Consider the following 20,678-nt stretch of genomic DNA (forward strand, 5'->3'; position numbering starts at 1 on the left):
CGTTCAACTCGGCCGCTGTGTGAGCCGCTTCACGCCCCGAACGTGTGGATCGTCGTCGTGCGGTACGGCTGCCCCGGCCGGAGCACCGTCGACGGGAAGTGCGGGTGGTTCGGCGAGTCCGGGAAGTGCTGGGTCTCCAGGCAGAGCGCGTCGCCCTGGCGGTAGGTGCGGCCACCGGTGCCGGTCAGGGTGCCGTCGAGGAAGTTGCCGGAGTAGAACTGGAGGCCCGGCTGGTCGGTGGCGATCCTCAGGGTGCGGCCGGAGCGCGGGTCGCGGAGCGTGGCGATGTGCTCGGGCCGGGCGGTGATGCCCTTGTCCAGGACCCAGTTGTGGTCGTACCCCTTGGCCTGCACCTGCTGCTCGTGGCCCGCCCGCAGGTCCCGGCCGATCGGCTTGCCCCGGCGGAAGTCGAAGGGGGTGCCCGCGACCCCGGCCAGCTCGCCGGTGGGGATCAGGCCGGAGTCGGTGGGGGTGTAGCGGGAGGCGGCGATCGTCAGCTCGTGGTCCTCGATCGTGCCGCTGCCCTCGCCGGCCAGGTTCCAGTACACGTGGCTGGTGAGGTTGACGATGGTGGCCCGGTCGGTGGTGGCCTCGTAGGTGATGCGCCAGTCGCCGTGCCGGGTGAGGGTGTACGTCACCTTCGTCCTGAGGGTGCCCGGGTAGCCCATCTCGCCGTCGACGCTGGTGTAGTGGAGGTGCAGTCCGACGTCGGAGCCCTCGGTGAACGGCTCGACGTCCCACACGTGCTTGTCGAAGCCCTTGGCGCCGCCGTGCAGGTGATTGACGCCGTCGTTGACGGACAACTGGTGGCTCGTGCCGTCCAGCGTGAACCGGCCCTTGCCGATGCGGTTGCCGTAGCGGCCTATCAGGGCGCCGAAGTACGGGCTCTTCGCCTCGTAGTCGGCGATGTCGTCGAAGCCGGCGACGATGTCGGCGTGGCGGCCGTGCCGGTCCGGTGTCTGGAGCGACTGGACGATGCCGCCGTACGACAGCACCTTCAGCCGGGTGCCGCCGTTCTCCAGCGACCAGCGGTGGACCTTCGTGCCGTCGGTGAGCGTGCCGAAGGGTTCCCGGACGGGTTTGCGGCCCGAGGCGGCGGCCTGGGCGCTGCCCGTGCCGAGGGTGGTGGCGGCGAGGCCCGCTGCGGCGGCGCCTGCGATGACCGTGCGTCTGTTCAGTTCCATGGGTGCGGCTCCCTTGTCTGGGCGCTTACGAACCGGACTTGCGCTTGTTCCACACGTCGAACCCGACCGCCACCAGCAGGGCCAGGCCCTTGATGACCTGCTGCCAGTCGGTTCCGACGCTGAGGAGGTTCATGCCGTTGTTCAGCACGCCGAGGACGAGACCGCCGATGATGGCGCCGAGGACGGTGCCGACACCGCCGCTCATGGACGCGCCACCGATGAACGACGAGGCGATGGCCTCGAGTTCGAAGTTGAGGCCCGCCTTCGGCGAGGCCGCGTTCAGGCGGGCGGCGACCACCAGACCCGCCAGGGCCGCGAGCACGCCCATGTTCAGGAAGACGTAGAAGGTGACCTTCTTGTCCTTCACGCCGGACAGCTTGGCCGCCGGCAGGTTGCCGCCGATGGCGTAGATGTGGCGGCCGAAGACGGCGTTGCGCATGACGTAGCCGTAGCCGACCACCAGCACGCCGAGGATGATCAGCACGATGGGGGCGCCCTTGTAGCTGGCGAGCAGCATCGTGACGACGAGGATCGCGGCGGTGATGGCGACGAGCTTGAGCAGGAAGATGTTGCCCGGCAGCACGTCGAGGGAGAACTCCTGCTGGCGCCGCCGGTCGCGGATCTCCCGCAGGACCGTGAAGACGATCAGGGCGAGGCCCAGCAGCAGGGTGAGGTTGTGGTAGTTCGTGTCCGGACCGGTCTCCGGCAGGAAGCCGTTGCCCATCTTCTGGAGCCCGTCCGGGAACGGGCCGAGGGTCTGGCCCTGAAGGAAGATCTCGGTCAGGCCGCGGAAGATCAGCATCCCGGCGAGGGTGACGATGAACGAGGGTATGCCGAGGTAGGCGATCATGAAGCCCTGTACCGCGCCGGCCACCGCGCCCACCAGCAGGCACAGCACCAGGGCGATGGGCCAGGACACGCCGTGCTCCACCGTGAGGACGGCCGCGAACGCGCCGGTGAACGCCGTCAGCGAGCCGACCGACAGGTCGATGTGGCCCGCGATGATCACCAGCATCATGCCGATCGCGAGGATCAGGATGTGGCTGTTCTGGAGCACCAGGTTGGAGACGTTGCGCGGCAGCAGCAGGTCGCCGCCGGTCCACACCGAGAACAGGATCACGATCAGGCCGAGCGCGATCAGCATGCCGTACTGCCGCATGTTGTTGCGCAGGCCGTCGAGGATCAGGTGCAGCAGGCCGCCGGAGGCCTGGCCGCCGCTCTTCCCGGGCGGCGCCGGTGCCGGGGTCTTGGCGGTCACGTCCGTGCTCATCGGGTTACCTCTTTGTCCTTCGTCATCTGGCGCATCAGCGATTCCTGGGATGCCTCGGCCCGTGAGAACTCGCCGGTCAGCCGCCCCGCGGCCATCGTGTAGATGCGGTCGCACATGCCGAGCAGCTCCGGCAGCTCGGAGGAGATGAAGACGACCGCCTTGCCTTCGGCCGCCAGTTGGTCGATGACCGTGTAGATCTCGAACTTGGCGCCGACGTCGATGCCGCGCGTCGGCTCGTCCAGGATCAGCACGTCGGGACCCGCGAAGATCCATTTGCTGAGGACGACCTTCTGCTGGTTGCCGCCCGAGAGTTTGCCCACCGGCTCGAAGACGGTCGGCGCCTTGATGTTCATCGAGGTGCGGAACCGTTCGGCGACCCGCCGCTCCTCGTGCTCGTCGACCACACCGCGCCGGGCCACCTTGCGCAGGGAGGTCAGCGAGATGTTGCGGTTGATGGTGTCGATGAGGTTGAGGCCGTAGTGCTTGCGGTCCTCGGTGACGTAGGCGATGCCGTGCCCGATGGCCTCGGGGACGGTCCGGGTACGGATCTCCGTGCCGTCCTTGAGGACCGTGCCGCCCGCGTACCGGCCGTAGGAGCGCCCGAAGACGCTCATGGCGAGTTCGGTGCGGCCGGCGCCCATGAGGCCCGCGATGCCGACGATCTCCCCGCGCCGCACCTTGAGCGACACCTGGTCGACCACCTTGCGCTGCTGGTCGATCGGGTGGTGCACGGTCCAGTCGCGGATCTCCAGCGCCGGGGCCGTGCCCTCCTGCGCCTCGTGCGCGGTGCGCTGGGGAAAGCGGTGGTCGAGGTCGCGGCCGACCATGCCGCTGATGATCCGGTCCTCGGTCGTCTGCGCCGACTTCACGTCGAGCGTCTCGATGGAGTGCCCGTCGCGGATGATCGTCACCGAGTCGGCGACCTTGCGGATCTCGCCCAGCTTGTGGGAGATGATGATCGAGGTGATGCCCTGCTTCTTCAGCTCCAGGATCAGGTCGAGGAGTTTGTCGCTGTCCTCGTCGTTCAGGGCGGCCGTCGGCTCGTCCAGGATGAGCAGCTTCACCTTCTTGGACAGTGCCTTGGCGATCTCCACGAGCTGCTGCTTGCCCACGCCGATGTCGGCGACGCGGGTCTTCGGATGGTCGCTCAGACCGACCCGGCGCAGCAGTTCGGTGGCGTGCCTGAGGGTGTCGTTCCAGTTGATGAAGCCGCGCGTGGCGTGCTCGTTGCCGAGGAAGATGTTCTCCGCGACGGAGAGGTACGGCACCAGCGCCAGCTCCTGGTGGATGATGACGATGCCGTGCTGCTCGCTCGCCCGGATGTCCTTGAAGCGGCAGGGCTCGCCCTCGAAGAGGACGTCGCCCTCGTAACTGCCGTACGGGTGGACGCCGGAGAGCACCTTCATCAGGGTGGACTTCCCGGCGCCGTTCTCACCGCAGATGGCGTGGACCTCGCCCTGACGTACCGTCAGCGTGACGTCCGAGAGCGCTGTGACACCGGGGAAGGTCTTGACGATCGAGCGCATTTCCAGGACGGGTCCCGCCATGGTCGTGCCTTTCAGTCAGGGGTGGGGTCGGTCGGCCGGCGGGACTACTTGAGCTGGGCGGCCGTGTAGTAGCCGCCCTTGACGAGCACGTCCTCGTAGTTGGTCTTGTCGACACTGACCGGCTGGAGCAGGTAGGCGGGGACGACCTTGCTGCCGTTGTCGTAGGACTTGACGTCGTTGACCTGCGGCTTCTTGCCCTTCAGGGCGTCGTCGACCATCGTGGAGGCCACCTCGGCGAGCTTGCGGAGGTCCTTGTAGACGGTCTGCGTCTGCTGCCCGCCGATGATCGACTTCACGGAGGCGAGTTCGGCGTCCTGGCCGGTGATCACCGGCAGCGGCTTGCTCCCGGAGCCGTAGCCGTCCGACTTCAGCGCGGACAGGATGCCGATGGAGATGCCGTCGTAGGGCGAGAGGACCGCGTCGACCCGCTCGCTCTTGTACGAGGAGGTGAGGATGTCGTCCATGCGCCGCTGGGCCGTGGCGCCGTCCCAGCGCAGGGTGACGACCTTGTTGAGCGCGGTCTGGCCGGACCGGACGACGAGCTGCTTCTTGTCCATGTACGGCTTCAGGACGCTCATCGCGCCGTTGAAGAAGTACCGGGTGTTGTTGTCGTCGTTGGAGCCGGCGAACAGCTCGATGTTGAACGGGCCCTTCTTGCCGCTGTCCAGGCCGAGCTTGTGCACGATGTACGAGCCCTGGAGCCTGCCGACCTTCTCGTTGTCGAAGGAGGCGTAGTAGTCGACGTTCTTGGTGCCGAGGATCAGCCGGTCGTAGGAGATGACCGGGATGTTCGCGTCCGCGGCCTGCTGGAGCACGCTGTTCAGGGACTTGTTGTCGATGGCCGCGACGATCAGGCCCTTGACGCCCTGTGTGATCAGGTTCTCTATCTCCGAGACCTGCTGCTCGGGGTCGTCCTCGCCGTAGACCAGCTTGGTCTTGTAACCCTTGGCCTCCAGATCCCTCACGACGTTCTTGCCGTCGGATATCCAGCGCTCGGAGGACTTGGTCGGCATCGCGATGCCGATGGTGGCGCCCTTGGCGTCGCCGGGCTTCTCCTTGCTGCCGCCCTCGCCGCTCTGCCCGCAGGCGGTCAGGGTCAGGGCGAGTGAGGCGGCCGCGGCTGTCGCGGCGAGTGCGGCTCTGCGGTTGCGCATGGGATCAGTCCTTGTCGATCTCGTCGTTGAGGGGAGCGGATGCTTCGGCGGGGAAGCGGTGGAGCGGTCCGGGCAGCCGGGAGCCGAGCGGCGCCATGCCGTCGTCCGCGCCGTGCCGGGCGAGCAGGTCCAGGGCGAGCCGGCCGCGCCGCACCCGCTCCCGGGCGGTGTGCAGGGTCAGGTCCCTGAGGTGGGTGCCCCACGGGTAGATGCCGGGGGCCTTGGACAGGCCGAACTTCAGGTAGAGCGGTGCGCCGCGCCGGATCAGCTCGGCGACCTCGTACATCCGGATGTAGCCGCCGAGGTCGTCGGGGGCCTCGATGTACATGTCCATGGGAGCGCCGGACACCCGGCGGATCTCCGTGAGGTGATCCAGCGTCAGGTCGCTGGGCACGTTGACGGAGTCGGCGCCGAGCCGCTCGTAGACGGCGTACGAGGCCGGATTGACGGGACCGATGAGCGCCGACACCTTCAGGGTGGTGTCGGCCGGGATGATCCCGGCCTCGCGCGCCCGGTGCAGGGTCCACAGCACGCCCTCGTCGGCCACGAGCAGGCACTTGACGCCCAGTTCGGTGGCGCGGACGGCGTCCTCGACACAGCCGGCCACGGCGTCGTGGCCCCGGGCGCGCAGTCCGGCCCCCCGCGAGTCGGACCGCACCGAGCCGCCGATGTCCCAGGTGCCGCGCGGACCGGTGAACAGGCAGAGTTCGATGTCGCGTTCGGCGGTGGCGTCCACCATCTCGGTGATCTCGGCGTCGGTGAGCATCCACACGCCGCTGCCCTGGCTGATCCGGTGGATCGGCACGTCGAGGCGCGAGGCCTCCTTCAGGATGACCGCCAGCGCTTCGGGCCCCTCGCACGAGGGGATCTCGGTGCGCCAGCGGCCACCGCCCGGGAAGGTGCGGGCGGAGGCGTCGGCGGGGTCGAGGGCGGGTGCCCCCAGGCCGAGTGCGGCGAGCACCTGCTCGCCGGGCCTGCGGACTGCCGGGGCGGAAGCGTCGGTCACAAGCTGTCCTTCGTGTTCGGTATATCGGACAAAGTTCGCGGCTCTGGGTACGGCGAGGCACTGGTGGTACGCCGGCCGGGGCGCCGTCAGGTCACACCCCGGCCGGCGTACGGCTGGGTCCGGCAGGCGGCCCTAGGGGTGGAGCAGCACCTTGCCCACCGCCGGGTCGCCGGCCCCGACCAGCTCGATGGCCCGCGAGAACTCGGCCAGCGGCAGCTCGTGCGTGACCAGCGGCAGCGGGTCCAGCAGCCCGGCGCCGAACACCCGCACGGTGTGCGCCCAGGCGTCCGGCGGCGCCCCGAAGACCGTGTGCACCTCCAACTGCCGTACGACGAGATCGGTCGGGTCCAGCCCGTCCGCGCCCGGCGCCGGGATCCCGGTGAGGACCAGGCGCCCGCCGCGCCGTAGCAGTGCGGCGGCGGTGCGCGCGGCGGACGCGGATCCGGCGGTCTCGATCACCACGTCGAAATCGGCGGGCAGTTCCTCGTCCTTGAGCCGGAAACCGGTGGCCCCGAACCGCCGGGCCAGCGCCTCCCGGTCGTCGCGCGTGCCGACGACGAGCAGCTCCGCCGGTGAGACGGCCCGCAGGAACTGCACGGCGAACATGCCCAGCGTGCCCGTGCCCACCACCGCGACCCGCTCACCCGGCCGGGCGTTCGCCTTCAGCGCGGCGGCGGCGACACAGGCGGCCGGCTCCAGCAGTGCGGCGGCCGTCAGGTCGGCGTCGTCCGGCAGGACGTGCAGCAGCCGGGCCGGCAGGGTCAGCGTGGCCGCCATGGCCCCGGGCCGGGTGAACCCGGTCTCCTCGTACCCGGCCGTGCACAGGGTGGTCTCGCCCGCGTGACAGCGTTCGCACACCTGGCAGTTGCGGAAACCCTCGCCGACCACCTTGCGGCCGGCGAGCGTGCCGGGCACCCCGGGCCCCACCGCGGTGACCGTCCCCGACCACTCGTGTCCGGGGGTCAGCGGGTAACGCACGTACCCCTCGGGCCGGTTGCCCTGGTACACCTCGCGGTCGCTGCCGCAGATGCCGACCGCGTGCACGGCCACCAGCGCCTCACCCGGGCCGGGCTCCCGCGGCGCGTGCGCCTCCACCCGGTGGACGCCGGGCGCCTCGACCAGGATCTGGGAACTCACTGAGTGCCCTTCGGCTTGCGCTGCTCCCAGCCCTCGGCCCACAGGTCGAACCGGGCCTGCTGCTGCGGGAACTCGGCCGCCGCGTCGACGTCCAGCTCCACGCCGAGACCCGGTGCGTCGGACAGGTGGAAGTACCCGTCCACGACCTCCGGCGCCCCCTTGACCACCTTCTTGATCTCCGCGTCGGCGAAGTCGTTGAAGTGCTCAAGGATCTTGAAGTTCGGGGAGGTGAAGCCGACCTGGAGGGAGGCGGCGGTGAGCACGGACCCGCCCACGTTGTGCGGGGCGACCAGCATGTAGTGCGTCTCGGCGGTCGCGGCGAGCTTCCGGGTCTCCCAGATGCCGCCGATGTGTCCGACGTCGGGCTGGATGATGTCCACGGCCTGGCTGTCGAACAGCTCGCGGAACTCGATCCGGTCGTGGATGCGTTCACCGGTGGCGACCGGGATGTCGACCTTGGCGGCGACCTTCTCCAGCGCCTTGAGGTTCTCCGGCGGCACCGGCTCCTCCAGCCAGGCCGGCTTGAACGGCGCCATCTCCTTGGCCAGCCGGACGGCGGTGGCGGGGGAGAAGCGGCCGTGCATCTCCAGCATCAGCTCCGTCTCCGGGCCGATGGCGTCCCGTACGGCCTCGATGAGCGAGACGGCGTACAGGGTCTCCCGGTGGTCCAGCTCGAAGTGTCCGGTGCCGAACGGGTCGATCTTCAGCGCCCGGTAGCCGCGCTCCACCACGCCCTGCGCGGCCCTGTGGTACGCCTCCGGGGTCCGCTCGGTGGTGTACCACCCGTTGGCGTACGCCTTGACCTTGTCGGTGACCTTCCCGCCGAGTAGCTGCCACACCGGCACGCCCAGGGCCTTGCCCTTGATGTCCCAGCAGGCCATCTCCACGACCGCGATGCCCGACATGACGATCTCGCCGGCGCGGCCGTAGTCGCCGTACTTCATCCGGCGCGCCAGGTCCTCGACGGCGAACGGGTCCGACCCGAGAATGTGGTTGGCCTCGGCCTCCCGCAGATAGCCGATCAGCGCGTCGGTGTGACCGAGCATCCGGGTCTCGCCGACGCCGGTGATCCCCTCGTCGGTGTGCACCTGGACGTAGGTCAGGTTCCGCCACGGTGTACCGACCACGTGCGTGCTGATTCCGGTGATGCGCACGACAGTTGCCCCTCAGACTGTTCGAGATTTCGTCACACGTTCGAAATGCTGGCGTGACAGTAAGGACGGTGCGGCAGGGGTGTCAATGGGTCGAACAGGTAACGGTTTCGGCACGGTGACCGGAAACTCTTTCGGTCCCGCACGAAACCTTCACAGCCTCACCTGGAAGCCGGGTCGTGCGGACTCTAGTCTTCCGGCGTCATGAACTTCTGTCACCCGTGCCAACGGCACCTCAACGGCGCCCTGGCCTGCCCCGGGTGCGGAACACCGGCCACGTACGCGCAGACGCCGACGCCGGTGTACGAGGCATACACGTACACCCCCGCGGAACACACACCCCGCCCCGCCGAAGCCGTCGGGGGACACCCGTACGGGGAGTCGTCGCCCGGGGGCGGGCCCGCCGAAGCCGCCGGGGGAGACCCGTACGGGGACTCGCAGTCCGGGGGCGGAGCCGTCGAAGCCGTCGGGGGGTATCCGTACGGCGAGTCGGAGCGCACGGATCAGCCCGCGGAAGCCGTCGAGGGTGTGGCGACCGCCGAGGGTGACATCGCGCCCACGGGCAGGCGGGCCCGTGGCCGGGCCGAGGACAGCCGACGGGACCGCAAGGCCGCCGCGCACCGCCGCCGGCGTCGCCGTACGGCCCTGGTCGCCGCCGGGTTCGTCCTCGCGGCGGGTGGACTCAGCCTCGCCGAACTGGGCACGGACATGCCCTTCTCGCCGTTCACCGGGGACAAGCCGGCCCCGGCCGGGGAGGCGGCGGCGGACGGCGGTACCTCCCCGGCGGCAGCGGCCCGCACGGCAGACCCGCTGGACGCCGTCTCCGCTGCGACCCCGGGGCGCGCGGGGCTCCGCGTCCGCGGCTGCGGCCTCCGCGTCGGCCTCGAAGTCCCCTCGGGAGAAGGATTCCGCCTCCCCGTCGGCTCAGGAGACCGACAAGCCCGAGCAGTCGGCCACGACGCCTTCCGGTACGGCCGCTGCGGACGACCCCGCACCACCGGCCGCCACCGAGCCCACCACCACCCCGACGACGGCCACCCCCACACGACCACCGCCCCCACCCCGACCCCGACCCCGACCCCCACCAGAACCTGCGACCGCTTCCTCTGGTGGTGCACCTGACACCACCGACGCAGTACCGAGGGCCGCGGAATCCCGCGCAACAAGCCCCTGACACGCCGGCCGACGGCAAGGCCCCTGAAGGGGCGCGGGGAACTGCGCGACCGGCCCACGACGCCCCGCGCCCGACAACACGCCGCGGCCTCACCGCACCCCGCACACGACGCCCCGCCCCCGCCGGGACGCCGTCAGGCCAGCGTCACGGTGATGTTGCCGCGCGTAGCCTTCGAGTAGGGGCACACCTGGTGAGCCTTCTCGACCAGCGCCCGCGCGGTCGCCCCGTCGGCGTTCGGAATGCTCGCCGAGATCTCCATGATGATCCCGAACCCGTCCTCGTTCTTGCCGATACCGACCTTCGCGGTGACGGTGGACCCGGACACGTCCACGCCCTCCTGCCGTGCGACGACACCGAGCGCCCCCTGGAAGCAGGCGCTGTACCCCGCGGCGAACAGTTGCTCGGGGTTGGTGCCGGCGCCGTCGCCGCCCATCACCTCGGGCGGGTTCACGACGACGTCGAGCGCGCCGTCGTCGGTGGCGACCCGCCCGTCGCGGCCGTTCTCGGCGGTGGCGACGGCCGTGTACAGGACGTCTGACTGCGTGATGGGCATGCGGTTGTCTTCCTCTCGGTCCGCCGCGACTCGCGCCCACGATCGCCGACGGATTTCGGAATGAAGTTACCGCATGCCGAAATCAACGGGAAGGTCGCCCAAGGGAGAGGGCGGCCCCAGGAAGGGTGCCGTCAGAGCTTGACGACCATCTTGCCGATGTTGTCGCCCCGCAGGACCCCGAGGAACGCCTCCAGGTTGTTCTCGATGCCCTCGGCCACGGTCTCGCGGTACTTCAGCGCACCCGAGGCGACCCAGGGGGCCGACCTCCTGGACGAACTGGGGCTGGAGGTCGTAGTGGGTCTCCGACGAGAAAGCCCTCGATGCGGCCGCGGGTCTGGATCAGCCGGGCGAGGTTCTTCGGGCCGGGGGCGGGCTCGGTGTTGTTGTAGACCGAGATCATGCCGCAGACGGCGATCCGGCCGCCCTGGTTCAGCGAGCCGATGGCGGCCTCCAGGTGGTCCCCGCCGACGTTGTCGAAGTAGACGTCGATGCCGTCCGGCGCGGCCTGCCGCAACTGCTCGGCGACCGGGCCGTTCTTGTAGTTGAAGGCGGCGTCGAAGCCGTACTCCTCCACCAGGAGCTTGACCTTCTCGTCGGACCCGGCGGAGCCGATGACCCGGGAGGCGCCCTTGAGCTTGGCGATCTGTCCCACCTGGCTGCCGACGGCACCCGCCGCTCCGGAGACGAAGACGACGTCGCCCTCCTTGAAGGAGGCGGTGCGCAGCAGGCCGGCGTAGGCGGTCAGCCCGGTCATGCCGAGGACGCCGAGGTACGTCGAGAGCGGCGCGGCGTCGGGGTCGACCTTGACGGCGTGCTTCGCGTCCAGGGCCGCGTACTCGCGCCAGCCGAAGAAGTGCAGGACGTGGTCGCCGGCGGAGATGCCCTCGGCGCGGGACTCGATCACCTCGCCGACCGCACCGCCCTGCATGACCTTGTTCAGCTCGAACGGGGCGGCGTACGACTTCGCGGCACTCATCCGGCCGCGCATGTACGGGTCGACGGAGAGGTACTTGTTCCGCACCAGCACCTGCCCCTCGCCCGGGGTCGGGACCGGGCCCTCGACGAGGGCGAAGTCCTCGGGCTTGGGCCAGCCGACGGGACGGCTGAGCAGGTGCCACTCGCGGTTGATCATGACAACGCCTTCCTGTTTATTTCAGTACCTGAAACAACCATGCTCATGGATATTTCATGATGTCAAGTAACCGGGTATCCTGGCGGATATGTCCACCCCATCGAAGTCCCCCCGCCCCGACGCGCTCACCCTGGAGGTCGTCGAGCTGATCGGGGACGTCGTGGCCCGCTTCTACGAGGACTACGAGAAGGCGGCGGGCGAACACGCGCTGACCGGCCCGCAGGCCCGCCTCCTCAGCCTGCTCTCGCTGGAGCCGCTGCCCATGCGCAAGCTGGCGCAGAAGCTGAAGTGCGAGCCGTCGAACGTGACCGGGATCGTGGACCGCCTGGAGGCCCGCGGGCTGGCGGAGCGCCGCCCCGACCCGGCCGACCGCCGGGTGAAGGTGGCCGCCGCCACCGAGGAGGGCCGGCGCGTGGCCCAGGATCTCCGCGAGGGCCTGCACTTCGCCCGCGAACCCCTCGCCGGCCTGTCCGACGAGCAGCGCCGCTCCCTGCGGGACCTGCTCCGCCGCATGCTCGACGACTGAGGATCCGCCCCGCGTGCCGAGCCAGTAAAGTCCTGGGCATGCGCGATCTCGGGGTGGGTTTCGGTTATCTGCTGAAGGGCCAGCGGTGGGTGGCCCGGCACGGGCGGCAGTACGGCTTCGGGTTGCTGCCCGGACTGATCACGCTGGTGCTGTACGCCGCAGCGCTGGTCGCGCTCGCCGTGTGGGGCGAGAGCGCCGTCACCTGGGCGACCCCGTTCGCGGACGACTGGTCCAGCCCCTGGCAGGGCCTGTTCCGCGGCTTTCTGACCGCCGTCCTGTTCGCCCTCGGCCTGCTGCTGGCCGTGCTGACGTTCACGGCCGTCACCCTGCTGGTCGGCCAGCCCTTCTACGAGAACCTCTCGGAGAAGGCCGACGCCGACGTCTCGCCCGACGGCACCGCGCCCCGCTCCGACCTTCCGCTCTGGCGCGAGCTGTGGATCTCCGCCCGTGACAGCCTGCGCGTCCTGGTCCGCGCCGCCCTGTGGGGCGTGCTGCTCTTCGCCCTCGGTTTCCTGCCGTTCGTCGGGCAGGCGGTCGTCCCCGTGCTCGGCTTCTTCGTCACCGGTTTCTTCCTCACCGAGGAACTCGCCGCCGTGGCGCTCCAGCGCCGGGGCGTCGACCTGCGCGCCCGCCTCGCCCTGCTCCGCTCCCGCAAGACGCTGGTCTGGGGCTTCGGCACCCCTCTGGGCCTGGCCTTCCTGGTTCCGTTCGTCGCGGTGTTCCTGATGCCGGGCGCGGTGGCCGGCGCCACGTTCCTCGCCCGCGACCTGCTGGGTGAGGAGAGCGCCGCCGGCGACTCCGCGGCCTCCGCCGCCCAGCCGGACAGGGAGGACGTCCCCCAGTGACCTCGGTGGCCCCGGCGCGTCAGCCGTGTGCCGCCGGGGCGCCGACCGCGACCGTCACGATGGACCGCACCTGAGCGATGATGTCCAGCCGGTTGTGTACGAACTCCGGGTCGGTCACCGCACCCGTCGCCGGGTCGGTGTTGCCGGTGCCGAAGGTCAGGACGGGCGTGTGCACATGGCCGCCGGGCACGGTGTCGTGCAGCCCGAGCCGGTCCCGCAGCAGCGTGACCCGGTAGGCGATCTCGTTGGAGAGGTAGTCGCCGCCGCCCCCGGCGCGGGCGGTGGAGCCGGGGGTCGGCCCGTCCGGCCGTACGACGGGGTTGTCTCCCCCGGCCGGGATCTCGGTCACCTCGGTGTGGTCGTAGACGGGGAAGCGTCCTGTCCGGGCGGCCACCATTGCGGCGTACGGCAGGGTCGTGCTCGTCCACTGCGGCTGCGAGGCCGGGTCGGCGACCGGGACGGTCTCCGTCCGCGAGACGCTGTCGTTGTCCGGGAAGCCGCCCCGCCAGGCGCCGTTGGTGCGCTCGACGTCGAACCGGCCGACGCGGCCCTGGCTCACGGTCGTGAACAGGTCCACCTCCGGCAGGTACGGCCGCAGGGCGCGCTCCACCGTGCCCTCGGCGAAGTCCTGCCAGCGCACCGGGAACACGGCGGTCTCGACGCGCGCCGGCCCCCGGTCCGTCTCGATCACCGTGCCGTCCAGCGCGAGCGCGCTCGCCCCGGACGGGTTGGAGATGCGGATGTCCCGGTCGAGCGTGAAGGGGTCGAAGCCGGTGAGCAGCACGCGCCGCAGGTGCTTCGCCCCGGGGTAGCGGATGCCGGTCTGTCCGCGCGAGGTCCGCTCCAACTCGTTCAGCAGCGCCCCCCGTTGCCCGCCGGTCAACTCGAACCCGGGCTCCCACACGCGCAGTTCCCGGCTCATCCCCAGCCGTGCCCAGTACAGCGGCCGGTCGTCGTCCCGGCTCAGGTCGCCCCCCGCCGGCCCCCGCCCCTGCGCCCGCGCCACGGCCCGCCGCCACAGCGCGGTCCCCTCCCGTCCGACGAGTCGGCGGGCCTGCGCGTAGGAGTGCACGCGCTCCAGCCCGTCGCGGAGACCGGGCGCCACCCCGTCGAACCCGGAGCGTCGCAGGATCTCCCGCGGTACGGCCCGGTCGAGCCGTTGCTCCTCGACGGTGGGGGACGGGGCCGCCGGTCCTGCGGAGGCCGCGGTGGCGGGGGCGGACAGGCCGGTGAGCAGAGCCAGGCCGATGACGCCGAGACGAAGGGATATGCACGTCAAGGGAGTTCGGGTCCTTCCGTCGCTGTGGGGCGCGTGATGCGGTGGACGGCGGCAGTATGACGCGACGGGAGTCACCCGCGCCATGCCACGAACCTGGCCCGAACGCGGGCGGCGTCGACCGTAGTCGGACATGGGCGCCGCCGGCTGAGGCAGGACGGCCGCGCGAGGGCCCGCCCGCTCAGGCCGCCGGTCCGCCCTGCAGCCGCGGGAAGTCGCGGAACGCGCCCGGCACCTCGACCGGCTCCGGGTCCAGCAGGCCGGCAGGTCCGTCCGCCAGGGGGTGTCCGGCACCGCGTCCCACCGGTCGCGCTCCCGGAGCACGGCCACCGGCAGGGCGTCCTCGGTGCCGAAGCAGTGCGGCAGGCCTGCCGGGTCAGCCCCGCCCGCTCGGCCGCCGCGGACAGGCTCGCATCCCGGTGACCGCGCTCGGCGATCACCTCCCCGGATGCACGATGGAGGCACCTGCACGGACCCCGACGAGGAGGAACCGCGATGGCGGGAGCCCAGCCCACCCCGGCCGACCAGGCCCGCGAGGCGTGGTCCGCGCGGTCGCAGCCGCCAACCCGAACACCGTCGTCGTGAACGCGGGCTCCCCGGTGGAACTGCCCTGGCGGGACGAGGTCGCCGCCGTCCTGCTCGGCTGGTTCCCCGGCCAGGAGGGCGGCGCCGCCCTCGCCGACGTCCTCACCGGCGCCCACGAGCCCGGCGGCCGGCTGCCCACCACCTCGGGCTCCCTCGCCGACGCCCTGGTCACCCAGGTCGTCCCGACCGACGGCGAACTCCGCTACGAAGAGGGCGTGTTCATCGGCTACGCCGCCTGGGAGAAGGCCGGCCGCACCCCGTCCTACCCCTTCGGCCACGGCCTCGGCCACACCGACTGGGCCTACGAGTCCCTGGACGTCGACGGCACCACCGTCCGCGTCCGCCTGCGCCACACCGGCGAGCGCCCCGGCCGCGAGGTCGTCCAGATCTACGTCGCCCCGGCCGGCCCCGGCCCCGAACGCCCCGCACGCCGGCTGGCCGCTTTCGCCGCCGCCGAGGCCGCCCCCGGCGAGAGCACCGAGGTGACCGTCGAACTCCCGCGCCGCGCCTTCGAGGTCTGGGACGAGACGGCGAAGGCGTGGGCGTGTGTGAAGGGTTCGTACGAGATCGCCGCCGGACGCTCGATCGCCGACCAAAGGCTCACCGCACCGATTAACGTCTGATCCAGGACAAGTCCCCCACCCAGCGGGGCTCCCCAAGAACAGCCCCGGTCCGGGACCTGACCCCTGGACCGGGGCAACGTCAGTCGCCGGCCCCGCCCCGCCCCCGTACCCCGAACCCGTACACCGTCTCGGAGCGCAAGGGGGCGCCCGGTCGCAGGGTCGTGGTGGGGAAGGACGGGTGGTTGGGGGAGTCCGGGAAGTGCTGGGTCTCCAGGGCGATCGCGGCGCCGGGGGTGAACGGGGCGGAGAGGTGGTCGGCGGTGTAGAGCTGGACGCCCGGCTCGGTCGTCGCCACCGTCAGGACGCGGCCGGTCACGGGGTCGTACAGCTCGGCCACCTCCTCGGCCGCCTCGCTCACCCCCTTGTCCAGCACGAGGTTGTGGTCGTAGCCGGTGCCCACCGCCCGGGCCGTGCGGAAGTCGAGGCGGGAGCCGGTCACGTCCTCCAGCGCACCGGTGGGGATGAGGTCCGCGTCCACCGGCGTGTACCGGGACGCGGCCAGCCGCAGCTCGTGTCCGCCCGCGTGGCCGGAGCCGCTCAGGTTCCAGTACGTGTGGTTCGTCAGGCTGACGACGGTCGGCGCGTCGGTGACCGCCTCGTACGCGATGCGCAGCGCGCCCGTGTCCGTCAGCGTGTACGTCACCGCGACCTCCAGCCGGCCCGGGAAGCCCTCCTCGCCGTGCGGGCTCACCCGGCTCAGGCGCACCCCGTGCCCGACCGGTGTCACGTCCCAGACCCGCTTGTCGAAGCCCCGCGCGCCGCCGTGCAGCGAGTTGGTGCCCTCGTTCGGCGTCAGGGCGTACGTCCGGCCGTCCAGCGGGAACCGGCCGCCCGCGATCCGGTTGGCGTACCGGCCGATCACGGCGCCCAGATACGGTTCCGGATGCTCCAGATAGCCGTCGAGGGACGGGAATCCCAGCACCACGTCCGTCATCCGTCGGGCCTCGTCCGGGACCTCCACCGACTGCACGATCCCGCCGTAGGACAGCACCCGGACCCGGACCCCGGCGCGCTCCAGCGTCCAGCGGTGCACCGGCGTGCCGTCGGGAAGTGTGCCGAAAAGTTCGTTCATGTGGAAACCCTAGGTCACGGCTGTCGCGCCGTGATCCTTCCGTAGGCGATCTCGGCCAGCCGCGCCTGGCCGTCCGTGCTGGGGTGGAACCAGTCCCAGTGACTGAGCTGATCCGTGCCGAAGCGGTAGTCGTAGACCGCGTTCCCGTCGAACCGGCAGCGCCGGTCCCGGGCGCAGACGTCCTTCAGCACCGCGTTGTACGCCACCACCCGCTGCTGCACGCTGTCCCGGCGCACCATCGCCGAGCCGGTCAGATCGTCCGCGTCGGCCAGCATCGACGGGCAGATGCCGAGCTTCCACACCTGCTTGCCCAGCGGGTTCGTCCGGCCCTCGGACCACAGCCGCTTCAGGTTCGGCACGCTGGCCACGTACACCTGTGTCCGCGGCAGCGCCGTACGCAGGGTGCGCATCGCCCTCTCGAAGTCCGCGCGGAAGGCGGCCACCGGCGTCATCGCCGACGCCGACGACCGGCAGGCGTCGTTCGCGCCGGCCATGACCGTCACCAGTTGCGGGCCGCGCCGCGCCGCCTGCTCCATCTGGCCGGGCAGGTCCGCCATACGGGCGCCGGTCACCGCGTAGTTCCAGCTCCGCTCCGCCGCCCCCGGCACGCCCAGCAGCCGCACCGCCAGACTGTCCACCCGGGCGTCACCGCCCGTCGCCCACGACACCTCCGGGCAGTCCGACAGCACCGCGCACGCGTCGAAACCGCGCGTGATGGAGTCACCCACCGCGGCGATCGACTCCGGGCTGCGGTCCCACACCGGGGGCCGGGCCGCGTGCTTCGTGCCCTCCGGGGCGGCCGGCCCCGCGCCGTCACATCCGGCGGCGCCCAGCATGACGGCCGCCACGGCGACGAGCACGGCCCGCACCCGGCGGCTTCGCTTCCGCATCCCTGGTGTTCCCCTCGCTCGACGGTCGGCCTCCTGCCCTGACAACGTGCGGGGGTTCCCGGCCGGCTCCCCCCGGGAACGGCACACCCCCGCACAAGCGTCCCCCTGGGTGAATGGCGGCGTTTTCCTGGCAGCGGGACCGACGGTACGTCACACTCCTTGCCCCGTCGCAAGGTAGCCTCGCCATCAACGCGGCCGTCGTGCCACAGCCGCCCAGCCAGTCCGCAAGATGTCCCGCTCTGCCCGGAGGTTCCGGTGACGACACGTGGAGTTCTGTACGTGCACTCCGCGCCGCGCGCGCTGTGCCCGCACGTCGAGTGGGCCGTCGCCGGGGTGCTCGGCGCGCGCGTCAGCCTCGACTGGATCCGGCAGCCCGCGGCCCCCGGCACCTGGCGCTCGGAGTTCTCCTGGCGGGGCGAGGCCGGCACCGCCTCCAAGCTCGCCTCCGCGCTGCGCGGCTGGCGCCTGCTGCGCTTCGAGGTCACCGCCGAGCCCTGCCCCACCGCCGAGGGCGAGCGCTATAGCTGCACCCCCGGCCTCGGCATCTTCCACGCCGTCACCGGTATCCACGGCGACATCCTCATCCCCGAGGACCGGCTCCGCGCGGCCCTGCAACGCAGCCGGAGCGGCGAGACGGACCTGGAGGGGGAGCTGTCCCGGCTGTTGGGCAAGCCGTGGGACGACGAACTGGAGCCGTTCCGCTACGCGGGAGAGGGCGCGCCGGTGCGCTGGTTGCACCAGGTGGTGTGAGTCCGGCGGGCGCCGGACATGACGAGGGGCCCTCACCGCCGGTGAGGGCCCCTCGTCATGTGTGTGCTCAGACGGTCCTGAACGCCAGGACCACGTTGTGCCCGCCGAACCCGAACGAGTCGTTCAGCACGGCGATCCGGCCCTCGGGCAGCGCCCGCGGGGCACCGGTCACCACGTCGGCGTTGACCTCGGGGTCGAGGTCGTCCACGTTGATGGTCGGCGGAGCCGTACGGTTCACCAGCGCCAGGATCGACGCGACGGTCTCGACACCGCCGGCCCCGCCCAGCAGATGACCGGTCATCGACTTGGTCGCGGAGACCGCCATGTGGTCGACGTCGTCGCCGAACACCTTCCGCAGTGCCTTGATCTCGGCGACGTCGCCCTGCGGGGTCGACGTGGCGTGCGCGTTGACGTGCACGATCTCGGCCGGCTTCAGATCCGTGTTGTCCAGCAGGTTGTGCAGCGCGTGCGCGATGCCGTTGCCGGACGGCTCCGGCTGCGTGATGTGGTGGCTGTCGGCGGAGATGCCCTGGCCGACCGCCTCGACGTAGATCCGGGCGCCGCGGGCCTTCGCGTGCTCCTCGGACTCCAGGACGATCACACCGGCGCCCTCGCCGAGCACGAAGCCGTCACGGCCCGCGTCGTACGGCCGCGACGCGCCCGTGGGGTCGTCGTTGTTCTTGGACATCGCCATCATGTTGCCGAACGCGGCGATGGGAAGCGGGTGGATGGCGGCCTCGGTGCCACCGGCCACGACCACGTCCGCACGCCCGGTGCGGATCATCTCGATCGCGTACCCGATGGCCTCCGCGCCCGAGGCGCAGGCCGAGACCGGGGTGTGCACACCGGCGCGGGCACCCAGCTCGATCCCGACGTTGGCCGCCGGGGAGTTGGGCATCAGCATGGGCACGGTGTGCGGGGAGACACGGCGGACGCCCTTGTCCCGGAGCACGTCGTACTGGTCCAGGAGGGTCGTCACACCGCCGATGCCGGAGGCGATGACCGCACCGAGGCGGTCGGGGTTCACGGACGCGCCCGACGCCGAAGCGTCTGATGTCACAGCACCGGCCCTGGCGGTGAAACCGGCGTCCTTCCATGCCTCCTGAGCGGCGATCAGCGCGAACTGCGCGGACCGGTCCAACTTGCGGGCCTGCGGGCGGGGAAGGATCTCGCCCGGCTCGACGGCGATCCGCGCGGCGATCCGGACGGGGAGCTGGGCCGCCCAGTCCTCCTCCAGAAGGCGGACACCGGACGTGCCGGCGAGGAGGGCCTCCCAGGTCGAGGCTGCGTCGCCACCCAGCGGTGTGGTTGCGCCGATACCGGTGACGACCACGGTGCGATTGGTCGGGCTCACGGGAATTCTTTCTCCAACGGATACGGGATTCGACGGCGCCACCGCCGGGTGGCGGGGCCTAGCAGCCTGGTGCCTGCGCGGTTGCTCAGGCCTGGTGCTTGAGGATGTAGTCGGTGGCGTCGCCGACGGTCCTGAGGTTCTTGACGTCCTCGTCCGGGATCTTCACGTCGAAGCGCTCCTCGGCGGCGACGACGACCTCGACCATGGACAGCGAGTCCACGTCCAGGTCGTCGGTGAAGGACTTGTCCCTCTGGACGTCCTCGGTGGGGATCCCGGCGATCTCGTTCACGATCTCGGCGAGACCGGCGACGATCTCTTCCTGAGTGGCGGCCATGTCAGGCGCTCCTTCTTCGATGTTCCAGACGGTTTGTGGCAGTTGTCCCCGTTCCGGACCGCATGGTCCGGCACGGAGTGCCTAGGGGAGGGTAACGACCGTGGCGGCGTACACGAGACCCGCCCCGAATCCGATGACGAGCGCGGTGTCACCGCTCTTCGCCTCACCGGTCGCCAGGAGCCGCTCCATCGCGAGCGGGATCGAGGCGGCCGAGGTGTTGCCGGTGGTGCGGATGTCACGGGCGACCGTGACGTGCTCCGGCAGTTTCAGCGTCTTCACCATCGAGTCGATGATCCGCACATTGGCCTGGTGCGGGATGAAGACGTCCAGTTCGTCCGGGGTGATTCCGGCCGCGTCCAGCGCCTGCTGGGCGACCTTCGCCATCTCGAACACGGCCCAGCGGAACACCGCCTGGCCCTCCTGCGTGATCGCAGGGAACTTGATGTTGCCGTCGCTGTCGAGCGGCAGCGCGGACAGGTCACCGAGCCGGAACCGGTCCCACGAGACGGTCTGCCGGATCGTCTCGGACTTGTCGCCCTCGGAACCCCACACGGTCGGGCCGATAGCCGGCTCCTCGGAGGGGCCGACGACGACCGCACCGGCGCCGTCGCCGAAGAGGAACGCGGTGGCCCGGTCCTCCAGGTCGGTCAGGTCGCTCAGCCGCTCGACGCCGATGACGAGGACGTGGTCGGCGGAACCTTCCACCACCATGCCCTTGGCGAGCGTCAGGCCGTAGCCGAAGCCCGCACAGCCGGCCGAGATGTCGAAGGCGGCGGCCTTGTTCGTGCCCAGCCGGTCGGCGATCTCGGTGGCGACGGCCGGGGTCTGGCTGAAGTGCGAGACGGTGGAGACGACCACCGCGCCGATCCGCTCGGCGTCGATGCCCGCGTCCGCGATCGCCTTGCCGGAGGCCTCGACCGCCATCGTGGCCACGGTCTCGTCGGGTCCCGCCCAGTGCCGGGTCTCGATACCGGAGCGCGAACGGATCCACTCATCCGACGAGTCGATCTTCTCGAGGATCACCTCGTTGGGCACGACCCGGGTCGGACGGTAGCCGCCGACACCGAGAATGCGCGCGTACGGGGCGCCCTTGCTGGGCTTGATCTTCGCCATGT

19 protein-coding genes and 2 pseudogenes are annotated in these 20,678 nt (G+C 71.0%); 5 read left to right on the forward strand and 16 right to left on the reverse strand.

All coding sequences use genetic code 11. The features are described from left to right. Positions 1 to 29 precede the first annotated feature (29 nt). From D9753_RS24515 to D9753_RS24545, 7 genes are all read right to left on the reverse strand, one after another. Complete coding sequence (locus D9753_RS24515) at positions 30 to 1,184, reverse strand: aldose epimerase family protein (protein WP_121788958.1); 1,155 nt, start codon at positions 1,182 to 1,184, stop codon at positions 30 to 32. 25 nt (positions 1,185 to 1,209) lie between these two features. Further along, positions 1,210 to 2,454: a multiple monosaccharide ABC transporter permease gene (gene mmsB / locus D9753_RS24520; RefSeq protein ID WP_121788959.1), complete on the reverse strand. Its 1,245-nt coding sequence runs from the start codon at positions 2,452 to 2,454 to the stop codon at positions 1,210 to 1,212. Further along, positions 2,451 to 4,001 (reverse strand): multiple monosaccharide ABC transporter ATP-binding protein, encoded by a 1,551-nt coding sequence (gene mmsA / locus D9753_RS24525; protein WP_121788960.1) that lies wholly within the window; start codon positions 3,999 to 4,001, stop codon positions 2,451 to 2,453. The genes mmsB and mmsA overlap by 4 nt, the downstream gene beginning before the upstream one ends. 44 nt (positions 4,002 to 4,045) lie before the next feature. Next, positions 4,046 to 5,155: a multiple monosaccharide ABC transporter substrate-binding protein gene (gene chvE / locus D9753_RS24530; RefSeq protein WP_121788961.1), complete on the reverse strand. Its 1,110-nt coding sequence runs from the start codon at positions 5,153 to 5,155 to the stop codon at positions 4,046 to 4,048. A 4-nt stretch (positions 5,156 to 5,159) separates the two neighbouring features. Then, entirely contained in the window at positions 5,160 to 6,161 is a 1,002-nt protein-coding gene (locus D9753_RS24535) for a hypothetical protein (RefSeq protein WP_121788962.1), read from the reverse strand. A gap of 132 nt (positions 6,162 to 6,293) precedes the next feature. Then, positions 6,294 to 7,298, reverse strand: coding sequence for a zinc-dependent alcohol dehydrogenase (locus D9753_RS24540; RefSeq protein ID WP_121788963.1), 1,005 nt, complete (start codon positions 7,296 to 7,298; stop codon positions 6,294 to 6,296). Continuing rightward, positions 7,295 to 8,452 (reverse strand): mandelate racemase/muconate lactonizing enzyme family protein, encoded by a 1,158-nt coding sequence (locus tag D9753_RS24545; protein ID WP_121788964.1) that lies wholly within the window; start codon positions 8,450 to 8,452, stop codon positions 7,295 to 7,297. The genes D9753_RS24540 and D9753_RS24545 overlap by 4 nt, the downstream gene beginning before the upstream one ends. Before the next feature lie 201 nt (positions 8,453 to 8,653). On the opposite strand from D9753_RS24545, the gene D9753_RS36670 reads away from it, so the two are divergent. Further along, positions 8,654 to 9,571, forward strand: a complete 918-nt coding sequence (locus tag D9753_RS36670) for an SCO2400 family protein (protein WP_163010552.1) — start codon at positions 8,654 to 8,656, stop codon at positions 9,569 to 9,571. A gap of 185 nt (positions 9,572 to 9,756) precedes the next feature. Here D9753_RS36670 and D9753_RS24550 read toward each other — a convergent pair whose 3' ends face one another. Both D9753_RS24550 and D9753_RS24555 read right to left on the reverse strand, forming a co-directional pair. Then, on the reverse strand, positions 9,757 to 10,176 hold the full coding sequence (locus tag D9753_RS24550) for an organic hydroperoxide resistance protein (protein WP_121788965.1): 420 nt from the start codon (positions 10,174 to 10,176) through the stop codon (positions 9,757 to 9,759). 131 nt (positions 10,177 to 10,307) lie between these two features. Continuing rightward, positions 10,308 to 11,308 (reverse strand): annotated as a pseudogene (locus tag D9753_RS24555) (NADP-dependent oxidoreductase). An 88-nt stretch (positions 11,309 to 11,396) separates the two neighbouring features. On the opposite strand from D9753_RS24555, the gene D9753_RS24560 reads away from it, so the two are divergent. Further along, positions 11,397 to 11,834, forward strand: coding sequence for a MarR family winged helix-turn-helix transcriptional regulator (locus D9753_RS24560; protein ID WP_121788966.1), 438 nt, complete (start codon positions 11,397 to 11,399; stop codon positions 11,832 to 11,834). A gap of 38 nt (positions 11,835 to 11,872) precedes the next feature. Further along, entirely contained in the window at positions 11,873 to 12,679 is an 807-nt protein-coding gene (locus tag D9753_RS24565; protein ID WP_121788967.1) for an EI24 domain-containing protein, read from the forward strand. A gap of 19 nt (positions 12,680 to 12,698) precedes the next feature. Here the strand turns inward: D9753_RS24565 and D9753_RS24570 are convergent, their stop codons facing one another. Both D9753_RS24570 and D9753_RS38750 read right to left on the reverse strand, forming a co-directional pair. Further along, positions 12,699 to 13,958, reverse strand: a complete 1,260-nt coding sequence (locus D9753_RS24570) for a C15 family peptidase (protein WP_163010778.1) — start codon at positions 13,956 to 13,958, stop codon at positions 12,699 to 12,701. A 178-nt stretch (positions 13,959 to 14,136) separates the two neighbouring features. Further along, positions 14,137 to 14,259 carry a hypothetical protein gene (locus D9753_RS38750; RefSeq protein ID WP_276209445.1) on the reverse strand — a complete coding sequence of 41 codons (123 nt, stop codon included), beginning with the start codon at positions 14,257 to 14,259 and terminating at the stop codon, positions 14,137 to 14,139. Between the two features lie 235 nt (positions 14,260 to 14,494). On the opposite strand from D9753_RS38750, the pseudogene D9753_RS24575 reads away from it, so the two are divergent. Beyond that, positions 14,495 to 15,163, forward strand: a pseudogene (locus D9753_RS24575) (glycoside hydrolase family 3 C-terminal domain-containing protein); the annotation flags it as partial. A 79-nt stretch (positions 15,164 to 15,242) separates the two neighbouring features. Here D9753_RS24575 and D9753_RS24580 read toward each other — a convergent pair. Beyond that, positions 15,243 to 16,235, reverse strand: coding sequence for an aldose epimerase family protein (locus D9753_RS24580; protein WP_121788969.1), 993 nt, complete (start codon positions 16,233 to 16,235; stop codon positions 15,243 to 15,245). Between the two features lie 14 nt (positions 16,236 to 16,249). After that, positions 16,250 to 17,125, reverse strand: a complete 876-nt coding sequence (locus D9753_RS24585) for an SGNH/GDSL hydrolase family protein (protein WP_121788970.1) — start codon at positions 17,123 to 17,125, stop codon at positions 16,250 to 16,252. Positions 17,126 to 17,380: 255 nt separating this feature from the next. On the opposite strand from D9753_RS24585, the gene D9753_RS24590 reads away from it, so the two are divergent. Continuing rightward, on the forward strand, positions 17,381 to 17,875 hold the full coding sequence (locus tag D9753_RS24590) for a DUF3145 domain-containing protein (protein WP_121788971.1): 495 nt from the start codon (positions 17,381 to 17,383) through the stop codon (positions 17,873 to 17,875). Between the two features lie 67 nt (positions 17,876 to 17,942). Here D9753_RS24590 and D9753_RS24595 read toward each other — a convergent pair whose 3' ends face one another. From D9753_RS24595 to D9753_RS24605, 3 genes are all read right to left on the reverse strand, one after another. Continuing rightward, entirely contained in the window at positions 17,943 to 19,229 is a 1,287-nt protein-coding gene (locus D9753_RS24595; protein WP_121788972.1) for a beta-ketoacyl-[acyl-carrier-protein] synthase family protein, read from the reverse strand. 85 nt (positions 19,230 to 19,314) lie between these two features. Further along, entirely contained in the window at positions 19,315 to 19,563 is a 249-nt protein-coding gene (locus D9753_RS24600) for an acyl carrier protein (RefSeq protein WP_121788973.1), read from the reverse strand. An 81-nt stretch (positions 19,564 to 19,644) separates the two neighbouring features. Then, positions 19,645 to 20,676 carry a ketoacyl-ACP synthase III gene (locus tag D9753_RS24605; protein ID WP_121788974.1) on the reverse strand — a complete coding sequence of 344 codons (1,032 nt, stop codon included), beginning with the start codon at positions 20,674 to 20,676 and terminating at the stop codon, positions 19,645 to 19,647. Between the last annotated feature and the right edge of the window lie 2 nt (positions 20,677 to 20,678).

Source organism: Streptomyces dangxiongensis (genome assembly GCF_003675325.1).
In the GTDB taxonomy this organism is placed as follows: domain Bacteria; phylum Actinomycetota; class Actinomycetes; order Streptomycetales; family Streptomycetaceae; genus Streptomyces; species Streptomyces dangxiongensis.